Origin of the sequence: Trinickia violacea (genome assembly GCF_005280735.1) — a bacterium.
GTDB lineage: Bacteria > Pseudomonadota > Gammaproteobacteria > Burkholderiales > Burkholderiaceae > Trinickia_A > Trinickia_A violacea.
On record NZ_CP040077.1, the window covers coordinates 1349951 to 1364761 of the forward strand.

At 62.2% G+C, this 14811-nt stretch carries 12 protein-coding genes and 1 pseudogene; 8 read left to right on the top strand and 5 right to left on the bottom strand.

Going from position 1 to position 14811, the window contains the following annotated elements; all coding sequences use genetic code 11:
• Positions 1-451: 451 nt before the first annotated feature.
• Positions 452-1470, bottom strand: a pseudogene (locus FAZ95_RS06200) (IS110 family RNA-guided transposase).
• Between the two features lie 475 nt (positions 1471-1945).
• Here FAZ95_RS06200 and imuA point away from each other — a divergent pair.
• Genes imuA through FAZ95_RS06215 form a run of 3 tightly spaced genes read left to right on the top strand, consistent with a single transcriptional unit; the run spans position 1946 to position 7779 of the window.
• Entirely contained in the window at positions 1946-2785 is an 840-nt protein-coding gene (gene imuA / locus FAZ95_RS06205) for a translesion DNA synthesis-associated protein ImuA (protein ID WP_137331645.1), read from the top strand.
• Entirely contained in the window at positions 2688-4412 is a 1725-nt protein-coding gene (locus FAZ95_RS06210) for a Y-family DNA polymerase (protein WP_137331646.1), read from the top strand. The genes imuA and FAZ95_RS06210 overlap by 98 nt, the downstream gene beginning before the upstream one ends.
• A 4-nt stretch (positions 4413-4416) precedes the next feature.
• Positions 4417-7779, top strand: a complete 3363-nt coding sequence (locus tag FAZ95_RS06215; RefSeq protein WP_137331647.1) for an error-prone DNA polymerase — start codon at positions 4417-4419, stop codon at positions 7777-7779.
• 39 nt (positions 7780-7818) lie between these two features.
• Here FAZ95_RS06215 and FAZ95_RS06220 read toward each other — a convergent pair whose 3' ends face one another.
• Positions 7819-8727 (bottom strand): dTDP-4-dehydrorhamnose reductase family protein, encoded by a 909-nt coding sequence (locus FAZ95_RS06220; RefSeq protein WP_137331648.1) that lies wholly within the window; start codon positions 8725-8727, stop codon positions 7819-7821.
• Positions 8728-8736: 9 nt separating this feature from the next.
• On the bottom strand, positions 8737-8970 hold the full coding sequence (locus FAZ95_RS06225; protein WP_137331649.1) for a heavy-metal-associated domain-containing protein: 234 nt from the start codon (positions 8968-8970) through the stop codon (positions 8737-8739).
• An 88-nt stretch (positions 8971-9058) separates the two neighbouring features.
• Here FAZ95_RS06225 and cueR point away from each other — a divergent pair, with 88 nt between their 5' ends.
• The 3 genes from cueR (at position 9059) to FAZ95_RS06240 (ending at position 10423) form a co-directional block, all read left to right on the top strand.
• Complete coding sequence (gene cueR, locus FAZ95_RS06230; RefSeq protein WP_137331650.1) at positions 9059-9478, top strand: Cu(I)-responsive transcriptional regulator; 420 nt, start codon at positions 9059-9061, stop codon at positions 9476-9478.
• A 302-nt stretch (positions 9479-9780) separates the two neighbouring features.
• Positions 9781-9927, top strand: a complete 147-nt coding sequence (locus FAZ95_RS06235) for a DUF3563 family protein (protein ID WP_137331651.1) — start codon at positions 9781-9783, stop codon at positions 9925-9927.
• Between the two features lie 175 nt (positions 9928-10102).
• Positions 10103-10423 (top strand): hypothetical protein, encoded by a 321-nt coding sequence (locus FAZ95_RS06240; protein ID WP_137331652.1) that lies wholly within the window; start codon positions 10103-10105, stop codon positions 10421-10423.
• A gap of 15 nt (positions 10424-10438) precedes the next feature.
• Here the strand turns inward: FAZ95_RS06240 and FAZ95_RS06245 are convergent, their stop codons facing one another.
• Both FAZ95_RS06245 and FAZ95_RS06250 read right to left on the bottom strand, forming a co-directional pair.
• A complete protein-coding gene (locus FAZ95_RS06245; RefSeq protein WP_137331653.1) occupies positions 10439-11284 on the bottom strand; it encodes a 23S rRNA (adenine(2030)-N(6))-methyltransferase RlmJ in 846 nt (281 codons plus the stop codon).
• 148 nt (positions 11285-11432) lie between these two features.
• A complete protein-coding gene (locus FAZ95_RS06250; protein WP_137331654.1) occupies positions 11433-12404 on the bottom strand; it encodes a potassium channel beta subunit family protein in 972 nt (323 codons plus the stop codon).
• Positions 12405-12657: 253 nt separating this feature from the next.
• On the opposite strand from FAZ95_RS06250, the gene FAZ95_RS06255 reads away from it, so the two are divergent.
• Both FAZ95_RS06255 and FAZ95_RS06260 read left to right on the top strand, forming a co-directional pair.
• A complete protein-coding gene (locus FAZ95_RS06255; RefSeq protein WP_137331655.1) occupies positions 12658-13446 on the top strand; it encodes a 3-hydroxybutyrate dehydrogenase in 789 nt (262 codons plus the stop codon).
• Between the two features lie 10 nt (positions 13447-13456).
• The gene (locus tag FAZ95_RS06260; protein WP_137334442.1) at positions 13457-14692 is read left to right on the top strand and encodes a DUF3734 domain-containing protein; all 1236 of its coding nucleotides are present in this window, start codon (positions 13457-13459) and stop codon (positions 14690-14692) included.
• The last annotated feature ends 119 nt before the right edge of the window (positions 14693-14811 follow it).

A 14811-nucleotide genomic window follows, 5' to 3' on the forward strand; every position in this document is an offset into this window, starting at 1 on the left:
GAGTCGATACGGCTCGCCGAGCCAGGGCAGAGCGGCAACCTCAGCATCGCTGGCGGCCGGCAGGCCAGCTCATTTCCTGATCCCCTCGCATACCAACAGGCGCCGTGCCATCAGCGTGGCCTGATGGCCCAGTTCGCCGCCACGGCAAGCCGCCTTCGCCCCATCCCACCCTATATGAACGCGTCCCGTTTGCAACAGTTCTCGTGTGTTCTGACGGACAGGGTGGGCTGCAGCTCTATATCCGGCCTTGATGCAGCCGGTACTGCTGCTGCGGGCCTCTATGAAATTCGCTGACCCGCGCCTCATTCTCCTGACGAGCTCAAAGCTCTTGGTGCGATTCAGGTTTAGCGGGCCCCGGTCTTACCTGGCTTGTCATCACACTCGATAGCTGCGCAACCTTTCGACGTTCACCCTGTGTTTAAACGTTGATCTTCTACCTCGCGTGAGCCGATCAGGTCGGCTTCACGCTCACGTAGTCCTTGCGGTACGGCCGGTTATGAGCGAGCACCGCCCAGATCGTCCGCGCGATCTTGTTGGCCAGCGCGACGATGACGACATTGGCCGGTCGCCGCTTCTTCATCTGCTCGACCCACTCGCCGGGTTCCTTCGCATGCGCTAACACTGCTCGCGCACCGTGAATCAGCAGCGTGCGCAGATACGTGTCGCCCCGCCTGCTGATCCCGTGCAGGTTCACCTTACCGCCCGACCCGGTCTGCTTGGGCACAAGCCCCGTCCAAGCAGCAAATTGCCGCCCTGAACTGAACGCTTTCGGGTCGCCCATCATCGCCACCGCCGCCGTTGACGTGAGCAGCCCGACACCGGGAATCTCGCTGATCGCTTGCACTGCTAAGTCTTGCTTTTCCATTCGCGCATGCGTTGCTCGATCTGCGCAATCTGCTCATCGAGCTTGGTCAACCCGTTCCACTGTTCCCGCAAGGTATCGATCAGCACCGCGGGCAGGCGCTCCGCGATTCGGCCCAGCGCGGCCGGTATTTCCTTGTCCAGCTTCGCCCGTCCCTTGCTCATCACCTCGCCGTATTCCGCCAGCAATCCGCGCAGTCCGTTGCTCTGCATCGTGCGGAACTTCACCAACTGCTCGCGCATCCGGTGCAGCGCCAGCATCGCCTGCTGCATCTCGGTCTTCACTGCCACCGGCTTGCCCGGCTGCTGCACCGCCAGCCAGATCGCCCGCGCGTCCGCCGCATCGTTCTTATTGCGAATGTTGAATGCCTTCACGAACTCGGCCGGCATCAGCCTGACCACGTGCCCCATTTGCGTCAGTTGCCGAGCCCAGTGGTGCGCTCCACCGCATGCTTCCATTCCGATCAGGCAGGGCCCTCGATTCGCGAAGTGCTCCAAAAACTTGGCTCGCCTGATCGGCTTGTTCACGATCTGTCCGGTTTCCTGATCGACGTAATGCACCTGGAAAACCTGCTTGGCGATATCGACGCCCACGGCCATACTGTTCATCGTGGATCCTCCGGTTGCCGGGAAATGCGTGCATTTTCCACCTGGGTACATCGATGCCGTGGCCCGTGAGGATCCACCTTCTCTTGTTCTCACGTTCTCGGGTGGGACGCGTTCATTTCATTCTCCTGTCACGCTTTTTCCGCAGACAAAAAGCGCCGAGTCATTACACCTCAACGCCCCTTAACTTTCCCAATAAAATACTGTATAAAAATACAGTATCGGGTGCACGCTATCCATCCAACTGCATCACATCCCCGTAGGCTGGCAGCAGGTGGTCGCGTTGCTCATCGCCGCGTTTCGTCGGGGCGGCCATGTGCAGAAGACTGCCCAGTGCATGACAAAAGCAAGGAATGCGAGGCCACTTAACTGGGTGATGTCGGCTTGGCGCGTATAGCCCAGCCGCAGCGAAGTCGGGGTTCTTCTTGATGCTCGCTCGCGAGCAGGGCAGCGCATTCTCTTTAAAACGAGCAGGTTTATGACAGCAGTCATTCAGCTTGCGGTGCAGGCGCTGGCGCCCAATCTGCAACGCCAGATGTGGCAGGGCGACCAGGTTGCCGGTCCGCTGGCGCAGACGATTTCGAGCGGTCATCCAGCGCTCGACCGAGCGTTGCCCGGACAGGGCTGGCCTATCGGCAGTCTGACCGAGTTGTTGGTCGAGCATGACGGCGTAGGCGAGATGCGCTTGCTGGTTTATGCGCTTCGCCAGCTCACGGTGGAAGCGGAGCGGCATGTGGTGATGATTGCGCCGCCGTATCACCCGCATACGACGGCGTTGAAAGCATGGGGAATCGCTGTTGAGAGGGTTTTTTGGGTGCGGGCGGCGGAAGCTCAAGCTTTTTGGGCCGCGGAGCAGGCACTGAAGCAGGGCGGGATAGGGGCGGTATTGATGTGGGCGTCGAATGCACGGCCGGAAGCACTAAGGCGTCTGCAAGTCGCGGCTCAAGATTCCCGATCTCTGGCCTTTCTGATTCGTCCGGCGAATGTGGCGGTGCACTCTTCGGCTGCACCGTTGCGGATGATCTGTTCACCCATTCTGCCCAATGGCGCGCAGGCGATGAAGCGTCGGCTTTGGTTGCACAAGGTCGGATTGGCGATCGACATCATCAAGCGCCGTGGTCCGCCCCTTGCAGAACCGCTGCGCATGGAGCTTCCTGTGCAAGAGGCGATGTTGCCGGCGCGCACGGCACGTCCAAGGCGTCACGAACGAAAGGCCAATCATGTTGTGGATCGCTGTGACATTGCCACTCTTATCGCTGGAGGCCGTGAAGCCGCCTCTGTCCGAGAGAGAGAGCACGAGCCAATCGAATCAGCGTGATGGCATCGGCGAGACTGCATCCGGCGCTAGCGATATCCGCTGCTATGCCCTGGCCGATCACGCGCACATCCTGATGCCGGATGTCACTGCATACCAGCTCGGCGTGCAGGCGGGGCAAACGCGTTCGTATGCGCTGGTTCTGGCCCCCGGGCTCCAGATGCTCACGCCAGATGTTGAACACGAGACGCAGGCTTTCGAAGCGATGGCGCTGGCGCTGCTTGCGTATACGCCGAAGGTTTCGCAGGCTCACGCTCATACGCTGCTGCTCGAAGTGGGTTCAGGGTTGCGGCTCTTTGGTGGACTGCGCGCATTGCTGGCGAAGGTGGCGTCGACAGTCCGCGATTTCGGCTATACCGCGCGCATGGCTTGTGCGCCGACCGCATGGGGCGCGTGGCTGCTTGCGCATGCCCGCGCGCGGCGGGAAGGGCATCGGTGGCATGTCGTGAAGGAAGCATCGCTGCCGCGCGCGCTCGATGCGCTGCCGGTTTCGCTGTTGCCAGCCGTAGCCACATATGGCGACGTGTTCGAACAGATCGGCTGCGCGACGCTGGCCGATTTGCGGCGCTTGCCTCGTGCCGGAGTCGTCAGACGTTTCGGCAGCGACGTCCTGGACTTGCTCGCGCAGGCTTACGGCGAAAAGCCGGACCCGCGCGAGTCGTTCCGAGCGCCGGCTTCGTTTCGAGCGCAGCTCGAGTTGCAGGCGCGTGTCGATAGCGCCGAAGCGCTGCTCTTTGCCGCTCGCAGGCTCGTGATGCAGTTGGCCGGATGGTTGAGCGCACATCACGCGGCGGTCAGCCGCTACACGCTGTTGCTCGAGCATGAATTGGCCGCTCGCCATGCGCCGCGCACCTCGAGCTTGACGGTGTCGTGGGCGGTGCCGTCGCGCGATCCCGATCACCTGATCTGGTTGCTGCGCGAGAAGCTGAACCAAACCGAGCTGATTGCACCGGCCATCGAGCTGAAAATCGTCGCCGATCAGATCGACGAACATGCGGCGCAATCGGACACGCTGTTTCCTATGCCGGATGCGGATCGAGATTCAGTCGCGCGTCTCTTTGAACGGCTAAGTGCGCGTTTGGGCTCCGAAAACGTGATGCGGATTTCCATGCTGGACGATCATCGGCCCGAGAGGGCGATGAATGTCGAGGCGTATCAAACCGGGCAGCCCGAGCGGACGTCGCGGCAGGCGAAGTCGAAGCGTCCGTCGCGGCATTCGGGGGCGAAGTCTGCCGCAAAGGAGATGCCGACATCTGCATCGGACCTCGCGGCAGGGGGGGCCATCGAGCCAAGCCATCCAGATAGCGCGGCGCAAACCGTGCTGCCGGACAACGCGTTGCCGCTTCGCGAGCCTCCGCAAGCGCTTGTCTTATCCGATGAAGTCCCGCAGCCGCCGCGTCCCGTTTGGCTGCTCGACAAGCCGCTCAAATTGGTCATGCGCGAGCAGCGGCCGGTCTATCGACGCCCTCTGAAAATGCTGACCCGCACCGAGCGGATCGAGGCAGGGTGGTGGGATGGGCAGGGTGTCGAACGCGATTACTACATCGCAGCCGACGACGACGGGCGAATGTTCTGGGTGTTCCGAGAGCGCCTGTCGGGTTATTGGTTCTTGCAAGGTCTTTTCGGTTGAAGCGATGGCATCCTCTGCCTTATCTCCTGCCACGCAGGCATCGGCACCGTCGCCTCAATTGCCGGGCTACGCCGAGCTGCACTGCCTGAGCAATTTTTCTTTCCTGCGCGGCGCTTCGCATCCGCGCGACCTCGTCGATCAGGCGATCCATCATGGCTATACCGCACTCGCGATTACCGACGAGTGCTCGCTCGCCGGTGTCGTGCGCGCGCACGTCGCGGCGAAAACGCATGAGGGCGCGCTGCAGCTTTTGATCGGCAGCGAGCTTCGTCTGACCGGCGAAGACGGCGAGCCCTTTTGCACATTGGTTGTGCTCGCAACGAATCGGGAAGGCTATGGCAACCTTTCCGAGCTGATTACGCTGGGGCGCTCACGCGCGGAAAAGGGCAGCTACCGGCTCGTACCGGCGGACTTTACCGATCCCCCATCGGAACTCGCGCATTTGAAGCACTTGCCCGATTGCCTCTTGATGCTGGTGCCGCAGCGCGAAACCTCGCTGGCGCAGACGCTGCGTTGCGCACACTGGCTCGCGGCCTTCGCTCAAGAGCGCTCGTGGCTCGCGCTCGAGCTCTGGCAAAACGGCCGCGACGATGAACACATCGAAGCGCTGCGGATGCTTTCGGATGAGAGCGGCTTGCCGCTCGTCGCCGCAGGCGGAGTGTTGATGCACGCGCGCTCGCGCAAGCCGCTTCAGGATACGTTGACCGCGATCCGTCTCGTGAAGCCGCTTGCGGAGTGCGGCCACGCGCTCGAGCCGAATGCCGAGCGGCACATGCGCACCCGCGTGCGAATCGCATCGCTCTATCCGGCGGATACGCTCGAAGAGACGTTGCGTGTCGCGGCCCGCTGCACGTTCAGTCTCGCTGAGCTGCAGTACGAATATCCGGAAGAGCTGGTGCCGCCGGGCGAGACGCCGGCGAGTCATCTGCGCAAACTCGTGATGGCCGGTGCGATCGAGCGCTGGCCCGGTGGGCTTTCCGTCGACAACATCGAGCAGATCGAAAAAGAACTCGCGCTGATCGCCGAGCTTCGATATGAAAAGTATTTCCTGACGGTGTACGACATCGTGCGCTTCGCGCGCGAGCGCCATATCCTGTGCCAAGGGCGCGGCTCGGCGGCCAATTCGGTCGTTTGCTACTGTCTGCGGATTACCGAGATCAATCCGGCCTTGATACATATGCTCGTCGAGCGCTTCATCTCGCGGGCGCGTGACGAGCCGCCCGATATCGACGTCGACTTCGAGCATCAGCGTCGCGAAGAGGTCATCCAATACATCTACGAAAAATACGGCCGGCGCCGAGCCGCGCTGACCGCTACGCTCATTACCTACCGCACGCGCAGCGCGTTGAAAGATGTCGGCAAGGCGCTCGGGCTCGAGGAAGCGTTGGTCGAGCGGATCGGCAAGTCGCAGCAATGGTGGGATGGTCCGGATGCGATCGCCAAGCATCTGGCCGATGCAGGTTTTGACGCGCAATCGCACATCACGCAGCATCTGATTCGCTTGACCCACGAGCTGCGCGGCTTCCCACGGCATTTGTCGCAGCACGTCGGCGGTTTCGTGATCGCGCGCGACAAGCTCTCGCGTCTCGTGCCGATCGAAAACGCGGCGATGGACGGGCGCAGCGTGATCGAGTGGGACAAGGACGATATCGAAGCGCTCAAGCTGCTGAAGGTCGACGTGCTTGCGCTCGGCATGCTGTCGGCGATCCGGCGCTCGCTCGAATTGGTCGCGCTGCGGCGCGGCTTTCCGAATTTCGGCGTCGAGCATATTCCGAGCGAAGATCCGGCCGTCTACGAGATGTGTGGTCATGCCGATACGATCGGCGTGTTCCAGGTCGAGTCGCGCGCGCAGCAAAGCATGCTGCCGCGTCTGAAGCCGAAGCAGTACTACGACCTTGTGATCCAAGTGGCGATCGTGCGTCCAGGGCCGATTCAGGGCGGTATGGTGCATCCCTATTTGCGCCGCAGGCAGGGGCTGGAGGTGGTCGAGTACCCGAAGGACGAGCTGCGGCCGGTGCTTCAGAGAACGCTTGGCGTACCGATCTTTCAGGAGCAAGTGATGCACCTCGCGATGGTCGCGGCCGAGTACTCCGCTGAGAAGGCCGACGCATTGCGTCGCGCCATGGCCGCCTGGCGGCGCACCGGCAATCTCAAGCCCTATCAGGACGACTTGAAGCAGAAGATGAGGGCGCGCGGCTATGACGAGGCTTTTACCGACCGGATCTGCAAACAGATCGAAGGCTTCGGTGATTACGGCTTTCCGGAGAGTCACGCGGCGAGCTTTGCGCTTCTGGTCTATTTGAGCGCATGGCTCAAGCGCTACGAGCCGGCTGCGTTCCTTGCCGGTTTGCTGAACAGCCAGCCGCTCGGGTTTTATTCGCCATCGCAACTCGTGCAGGACGCGAAGCGTCATGGCGTGTCGGTGTTGCCGCCCGATGTCGCGCTAAGCGATTGGGAGTCGACATTGGAGAAGCGAGAGCGGTCCGGCGAGCGCATCTCGTGGAGCGAGACCGGTCGGCGTTGCCTGGACGCCAATCAGTATCGGCAGATGCTTCACGATGCGCCATTGCCCAAGCGAGCGGTGTCGAAGACGATCAAGCACGCCGTCAAGCGTCACCTCGCGCGCGTGAAGCAGCCGGCTGCGATCTATGGCGCGAAAGGTCCCGCGGTGCGCCTCGGCATGCATCTGATCAAGGGATTTTCGCAGGCCGCTGCCGAGCGGATCATGACTGCGCGCGGCGGCGCTCCGTTTACCGATATCGACGATCTCGCGCGGCGGGCCGCGCTTACACGTCGCGAGCTCGAAGCGCTGGCGGCGGCGAACGCGCTTGTCAGTCTTGCCGGCCATCGACGGCAGGCGTGGTGGGCCGTCACTGCGCAGCATACGGTGCCGCGATTGCTGCGCGACGCGCCGATCGTCGAAGCGCCGATCACGTTGCCGCGTGCGACCGAGGGGCGCGAAATCACCGACGACTATCGAAGCCTCGGGCTCACGCTGAATCGGCATCCGCTGGCCTTGTTGCGGCCGCGGCTCGCGAAGGAGCGCTTCAGGACCGCGGTGCAACTGGCGCATCTGAACCACGGCCGGCATGTGCATGCGTGCGGGATCGTCACGGTGCGGCAGCGGCCCGACACGGCGAACGGCACGATCTTCGTATCGATCGAAGATGAAACCGGCACGATCAACGTGATCGTCTGGCCGGCGCTCGTCGAAACGCAGCGCAAAGCGCTGCTGGGTTCGGGCTTGCTCGCGGTCTATGGCGTCGTGCAGCGCGAGGGCGAGGTGCTGCATCTGGTCGCGAAGCGGCTCGAGGATCGGACCGCGTTGCTCGGGCGGCTCGCCGTGTCGAGCCGCGATTTTCACTGACGCGAGCGCTCGCTTATCGGCTGGCTGGGCTCGCGCCGCTCACGGACGCCACGGGAACGCGCCGAGCACTTGCCGGATCGCCTCGTTGAACGGCGTGCGGCGTCCAATGCCGAGCGCTTCCAGGCGGCTCGAATCCAGATGACAGTCGCGCGGGCGAGGTGTCGCGTCAACCGGCGTGTGTTGTGGCGTGAGGCGGGCATCGAGTTGCAAGGCTTCAGCGAGCCGCGAGGCGATGTCCAACTTCGTCATCGGCTCGGCGCCGGACCATTGCGCGATCCCGCAGATCGCGTCGCCGCGCGCATGGTGCTCGAGCATCTGCCGGATGACGAAAGCGACGTCGGGCGTGAAGGTCGGGTAGCGCGTCGCCCAGGCATCCATGACAGCCGCCTTCGCATCGGGCAGGGCTGAGGCGGCGATCGCGGGCACGAGGCTCGTGACGGCCGATTCCTGCCAATCGACGATCGGTCCGAACAAGAGTGGCAGACGCAACACGCAGCCGAGCTCCGTCGTCTCCAATAACGCGCGCTCGCCTTCCAGCTTGCTGCGGCCGTATGCGTTGAGCGGCGCGGGCGGGTCGTCGCAATGGTAGGGCGGGTGCGTGCCGTCGAAGACGTAGTCGGTCGAAATCGACAGCACCCATGCGCCGCGTCGACGGGCGGCAGCCGCGACCGACCTCACGGCGTCGACGTTGAGCGCGCGGGCGAGCGCCGGATCGCGTTCGCAGACGTCGGGCCGGCGTTCGGCGGCGGCGATGACGATGGCGTCGGGCTCGGTGTGCCCGATGAAGGCGTGGACTGCCGCCGCGTCGCGAATGTCGAGCTGGACTGAGGTGTCGCCCACACGCCGATGAGCGGTGCGGACGACGCGCCACTCGGCGCGATCGGCCAGGGCATCGGCAATCGCGCGCCCGAGCAAGCCCGAAGCGCCGAGGAGGGCCACGCTGAACATCGCGCTTCCTTAGACGTTGCCGGCCGCGCGGTTTGTCGCGCCGTCGACAGCGCCTTTGACGGTGTAGCCGGCTTCGTCGATGGCGGCTTGCAGCACGCGTGCGTCTTGGACCGATTCGACGGCGACTCGTCCTTGCGCCAAATCGACCTGCACGCGTGCCGTGGCGTCGTGCGCCTGAATCGCTTTCGTCACGGCCGCGACACAGTGCTGGCAGCTCATGCCTTCAACTTGGAATTCGATCATTGGGTTTCCTTGGGTGGTTGGAGGAGAGAGGGCTGACCTTCCCATTGTGGGAAGGTGTACGATCGATCAGCACATCCAGGAGCTGACCATGAATATTGGCGACGCAGCCCGCGCATCGGGCGTCACCGCAAAGATGATCCGGTACTACGAGAGCGTCGGGTTGCTCGCGCCCAAAGCGCGCACCGAGTCGGGCTATCGGGTCTACGGCACCGATGAAATCCACACCCTGCGCTTTATTCGGCAAGCGCGGCGCCTCGGCTTTCTCGTCGAGGACATTCGCAAGCTGCTCGCCTTGTGGCAGGACCGCTCGAGAGCGAGCGCGGAAGTCAAAGCCATCGCGCTCGAACATGTCGCCGAACTCGAGCGGCGCATCGCCGAGCTGACCGACATGCGCGACACGCTCGCGCACCTCGCCCATCATTGCCACGGCGATGCGCGTCCGGATTGCCCGATTCTCGAACAACTCGCTCATGAGTTCAGCATCGATGAGCCGGCGAAATGCCATTGAGCCTGGGAGACGCTTTTGGAGACGCGAAGCATATAGGGTCGAATGCGTAAACCTGGTTTGCACAATTTTGGTGCTTTTTGACGAGGTGAAATGCCGGATAACAGAGAGGTCCGGTAAATCTTCGTTACAAATCAACGGTCCCAATCGCGTGCTAAGGCGTGGCATTCCAAAATGGAATGCACGTCATTCGTGCATTTCACTAGACGGTTGCACCGGCAGGGCTATAATTCGGGTTAACCCTTCTACGGGAAATCCCTGATGCCCAACCCGCCAGGGGTTCAATTCGATCCTTGGAGAACATCATGTTTGCGTACATCCTCGAAAAGCTGAGCAACTGGTTTGAAGCTGCTGAACGTCGCCGCCGTGAGGCTTATCTCGCGTCGTCGGCTGACATCGTCCAGCTCGAACAGCGTCTCCGCTCGCTCGAAACCAACGGCTACTCGCTGTAATCGCGAAGCGCCGCTGCGGCAGAGCCGCACGCCCTGCGTCGTTGTGATGCAAAGCCCCGCAAAGCGGGGCTTTGTCGTTTCCGGAACACCACTGCGACTAGCCTAAAGCTTGCCACCACGGTAAGGTAAAGCGCTTTTTGCCCCTCAACGCGGCTGATAACGGATACGTCGACCCATGTGCCCATTTCCCTCGCTTCGCGTGCTGCCGGCTGCTTGTGCGGCTCTCTTGCTCGTATCGTTGAATGCGTCCGCCCAGTCGAACGGCAAGCCGCTCGTGCTCGACACGGAAAGCGGTATCAACGATGGGCAAAGCGGCCTCGTGCTGCAAACGGCGCCGTTGTCGCGTCAGCCGATGGTCGCCGCCAAGCCGACCGCAACGCCTAGCGAGCTGCAACCCGACTCGTCACAGCCGATCGTCGTGGCGCCTTATATCAATCTGCCCGTGGGCGGAGCTTCGGCGCCGCGGCCCGTATACCGTCCTAAATCGAGCCAGTAAGGGCTCAATCGAACTTTAGTCGCCCCGGCTTTCGATCTTGAACTGCGCTGTTTCGTCCTGCCCGAGTTTGTCGACGAGGTAAGGCAGCGTCTCTTTCATCGTTGCGGCGAGCGTGTACGGCGGATTCAGGATGAACATGCCGCTGCCGTAGAGGCCGAAACCATCCGAGGGCGGGCGGCTTACCGTCAGCGTCAAATGCAGCCAGTTGGTCGGCTGCAAGCGCTTCAGTTGCTCGGGAAAACGCTGCGATTCTTGTCGCGTGACCTGCGGATACCAGATCGCGTAGGTGCCCGTCGCAAATCGCTTCAAACTTTCCTCGATACACGTCAGCGTGCGCGCGTAGTCGCGTTTGTCCTCGAACGAGGGATCGACCAGCACCAACGCCCGGCGCGGCGGCGGCGGGAGCAAGGCTTTGATTCCTTCGAAGCCGTCCGCGCCGAACAGCATGGCGCGGCGACCCGCATCGCGAAAGTTGTGGCGCAGGACATCGATTTCGGTCGAGTGCAGCTCGAAAAGGCGCATGCGATCCTGATCGCGCATCAGCCGCCATGCGAGGTACGGCGAACCCGGGTAATAGCGCAGTTCGCCGTCCGGATTCAACGCGCTGACTTCTTCGACATATTCCGTCAGCGCGGCGGGCAAATCCTTCTGCTTCCAAAGTCTTCCGATACCCGTATCGAACTCGGCGTTTTTCGTCGCGTAGCCTTCCTTGAGCGAATAGACACCTGCGCCCGCGTGCGTATCGATGTACCAATAGGCTTTGTCCTTCATGCCGAGATAACGCAGCAACTGCACGACGACGGCGTGCTTGAGGACATCGGCGTGATTGCCTGCGTGGAAGGCGTGGCGATAGCTGAGCATGGCAAATGGAAAGCGAGAGGATGAATGCGGTCAAACGCAGCGACCAGGCTATGGCGGCTCGCCCGTGTTGCGCGTGAATCCGCGCGACGCGAGGCGCTCGCGGGCGGTCGCGTATTGTACGCGAGGCCCGCGCCGCTCTTCGCGCGCACTATTGGTAGGCGTCGCCGACAACCTCCTCGATCTTCAATTTGATTTCCGGCGTGATCTTGACGGCCACCTCTTGTGCCTTCATGTTTTCGTGGATCTGCTCGATACGCGATGCGCCCGTGATCACCGTGCTGACGTTGGGGTTCTTCAGAATCCAGGCGATCGCGAGCTGGCCGACGGTGCAGCCGAGCTCGTCGGCGATTTGGCCTAGCTGGCCGACGATGTTGTTCTTGCCGGCGTCCGTCAACTGCGTGCGCAACCAATCGTAGCCTTGCAATTGAGCGCGGCTGTCGGCCGGTACGCCATCGCGGTATTTGCCGGTGAGGAGGCCCGATGCAAGCGGGCTCCAGGTCGTGAGCCCCAATCCGATGTCTTCATAGAGCCGCATGTATTGCTGTTCGACGCGCTTGCGGCAGAAGAGGTTGTATTGCGGCTGCTCCATCACCGGTTTGTGTAGATGATGCCGCTCGGCGATTTCGTAGGCCGCGCGGATTTCGTCGGCGCTCCATTCCGACGTGCCCCAGTAGAGCGCCTTGCCGCGCGCGATCATGTCGCTCATCGCCCAGACCGTCTCTTCGATCGGCGTGTTCGGGTCGGGGCGGTGGCAGAACACCAGGTCTACATAGTCGAGCTGCAGGCGGTGCAGCGACGCGTCGATGGCGTGCAACAGATACTTGCGGTTCAGCGTGTGGTACTGATTCGGCGCCTCATGCAGCCCCCAATAGAACTTGGTCGACACCACGTAGCTGATGCGCGGCCATGCGAGTTCTTTCAGTGCATGGCCCATGATTTCCTCGGACTTGCCGCCTGCATAGACTTCAGCGTTATCGAAAAAATTCACGCCTGCATCGCGCGCTGCTGCGAGCGATTCGCGCGCGGCTCGCCGATCCACCTGATTGCCGTAAGTGACCCACGAACCGATTGAAAGCTCGCTGACTTGCAGGCCGGAACGTCCGAGTCGTCGATAGTTCATATGCTTCTCCTTCGAGGGGGGGCGTGAGAGTCAAACGCACAGCTTAATCCGAATCGATTTGGCGCGTGACCGGCGGGTCTTGTTCTGCGGATTCGTTTATCAAGCAATTTGCGGAACAGGACCCTTACGCTTCATGCACAATACCGTGGTCGGTCGTGGCGGGGCAGTCGGCTGATCGGCATATGCCTTTCGGCTGGGTTGTCATGCATTTGTCGCCATGGTGTCATGTGCTCAATCCAGATGGAGGTTTTGAATGTCCACGAATCTGAACGGTAAGGTTGCTGTCGTCACGGGCGCAGCAAGCGGCATCGGCAAGGAAATCGCATTGGTGCTCGCGGCCCAAGGCGCCGCGGTGGCGATCGCCGACTTGAACTTGGCCGGCGCACAAGCCGTGGCCGACGAGATCAAGCAAAAGGGCGGCAAGGCGGTCGGCGTCGCAATGGACGTCACCAACGAGGAAGCTGTCAACCAGGGCATCGATAAAGTGGCCGCCGAATTCGGCTCGGTCGACATCCTCGTGTCGAACGCCGGTATCCAGATCGTCAATCCGATCGAGAACTACTCGTTCTCGGACTGGAAGAAGATGCAGGCGATCCACGTCGACGGCGCGTTCCTCACGACCAAGGCCGCGCTCAAGCACATGTACAAGGACAATCGCGGCGGCGTCGTGATCTACATGGGCTCGGTGCACTCGCATGAGGCGTCGCCGCTGAAGTCGGCGTACGTGGCGGCCAAGCATGCGCTGCTCGGCCTGGCGCGCGTGCTGGCGAAGGAAGGCGCGGCGCACAACGTGCGCTCGCACGTGGTCTGCCCGGGCTTCGTGCGTACGCCGCTCGTCGACAAGCAGATCCCCGAGCAAGCGAAGGAGCTCGGCATCAGCGAAGAGGAAGTGGTCAAGAAGGTGATGCTCGGCCAGACGGTGGACGGCGTGTTCACCACGGTCGAGGACGTCGCGCAGACGGTGCTGTTCCTCTCGGCGTTCCCGAGCGCGGCGCTCACCGGCCAGTCGTTCATCGTCAGCCACGGCTGGTTCATGCAATAAGGAGCCCATGATGGCGCAGCGCAAGGTAAAAAACGCGCGCGCCGACGCCCCCGTAGCAGAGGGCGGCGAGCGCGCTCGTGAGCAGGAGACGGTTGAAAGCCCCCGCATCGTCGTGCCTGACTACGAGAGCATTGCGCTCGTTCTGCAGGGCGGGGGCGCGCTAGGTGCCTATCAGGCCGGCGTCTATCAGGGCCTCGACGAAGCCGGCATTCTTCCCAACCGGTTTTGCGGCATTTCGATCGGCGCGCTCAATACGGCGATTCTTGCCGGCAATGCGCCGGAGTATCGCGTGGAGAAGCTACTCGAGTTCTGGGAGCTGATCTGCCAGCCGGCCTATGGGCCGCCAATGCCGCCGTTTGTCGAGCGGGCGCTGTTCAATTCGAACGATACGATGCGCAAGGCGTTTACGGCAATGCAGGCGGTTGGCGCGCTCGTCGACGGGCAGAAGGGATTTTTCGTGCCGCGCTTCCCGCCGCCCATGCCGACCGGGTCCGGGTCGCCGCTGACGGCGAGCTATTACGACACGTCGCCGCTGAAATCCACCCTCGAACGGTTCTGCGATTTCGATCGGATCAATTCGGCCGAAGTGCGTGTCTCGGTGGGGGCAGTCAATGTCGGCACCGGTAATTTCGCTTACTTCGATAACACGCATATGAAGCTGCGGCCCGAGCATTTCATGGCGTCGGGCGCGCTGCCGCCAGGGTTCGCGGCGGTGGAAATCGATGGCGAGTTCTACTGGGACGGCGGCTTGATGTCGAATACGCCGCTTCGGGAAGTGATTCAGACGACACCGCGACAAGACACGCTCGCGTTTCAAGTCGACTTGTGGAGCGCGCGTGGCCCGGTGCCGGACAATATCACCGACGTGCAAGGCCGCATGAAAGACATCCAGTATTCGAGCCGCACGCGTTTCGTCACGGACATGATGCAGCGCTCGCAGCGTTTCCGGCACGTGCTGCGGGAAGTGCTGACACGCATCCCGGAGGAGCATCGAAACGACCCGTGGTGCAAGCTTGCGGAAGAGCTTTCGTGTTCGAAGCGCTACGACGTGATTCACCTCGTCTATCACGACAAGCAATACGAGGGTAATTACAAGGACTACCAGTTTGGCCTATCGACGATGCACGACCACTGGGAGAGCGGACTGCAGGATATACGCGCGAGTCTCGCGCAACCGGGCTGGCTGGAGATGCCGCAAAACGACGCGGGTTTCGTGACGCACGATATCCATCGCGATCAACGTTAGTTCGTTTGGAGCGCCCGCATCGAGGCGATAGAAATTCGGCGAATCGGCGCGGCACGCAAAAGTCGAACGAGGAGCGGCATAAAGAAAAATGGCGCCCTGAGAGGGGCGCCATTTACGTC

Coding starts and splice junctions, on each gene's coding strand:
- imuA (WP_137331645.1), top strand. CDS start 1,946: ATGACAGCAGTCATTCAGCTTGCGGTGCAGGCGCTGGCGCCCAATCTG.
- FAZ95_RS06210 (WP_137331646.1), top strand. CDS start 2,688: ATGTTGTGGATCGCTGTGACATTGCCACTCTTATCGCTGGAGGCCGTG.
- FAZ95_RS06215 (WP_137331647.1), top strand. CDS start 4,417: ATGGCATCCTCTGCCTTATCTCCTGCCACGCAGGCATCGGCACCGTCG.
- FAZ95_RS06220 (WP_137331648.1), bottom strand. CDS start 8,727: ATGTTCAGCGTGGCCCTCCTCGGCGCTTCGGGCTTGCTCGGGCGCGCG.
- FAZ95_RS06225 (WP_137331649.1), bottom strand. CDS start 8,970: ATGATCGAATTCCAAGTTGAAGGCATGAGCTGCCAGCACTGTGTCGCG.
- cueR (WP_137331650.1), top strand. CDS start 9,059: ATGAATATTGGCGACGCAGCCCGCGCATCGGGCGTCACCGCAAAGATG.
- FAZ95_RS06235 (WP_137331651.1), top strand. CDS start 9,781: ATGTTTGCGTACATCCTCGAAAAGCTGAGCAACTGGTTTGAAGCTGCT.
- FAZ95_RS06240 (WP_137331652.1), top strand. CDS start 10,103: ATGTGCCCATTTCCCTCGCTTCGCGTGCTGCCGGCTGCTTGTGCGGCT.
- FAZ95_RS06245 (WP_137331653.1), bottom strand. CDS start 11,284: ATGCTCAGCTATCGCCACGCCTTCCACGCAGGCAATCACGCCGATGTC.
- FAZ95_RS06250 (WP_137331654.1), bottom strand. CDS start 12,404: ATGAACTATCGACGACTCGGACGTTCCGGCCTGCAAGTCAGCGAGCTT.
- FAZ95_RS06255 (WP_137331655.1), top strand. CDS start 12,658: ATGTCCACGAATCTGAACGGTAAGGTTGCTGTCGTCACGGGCGCAGCA.
- FAZ95_RS06260 (WP_137334442.1), top strand. CDS start 13,457: ATGGCGCAGCGCAAGGTAAAAAACGCGCGCGCCGACGCCCCCGTAGCA.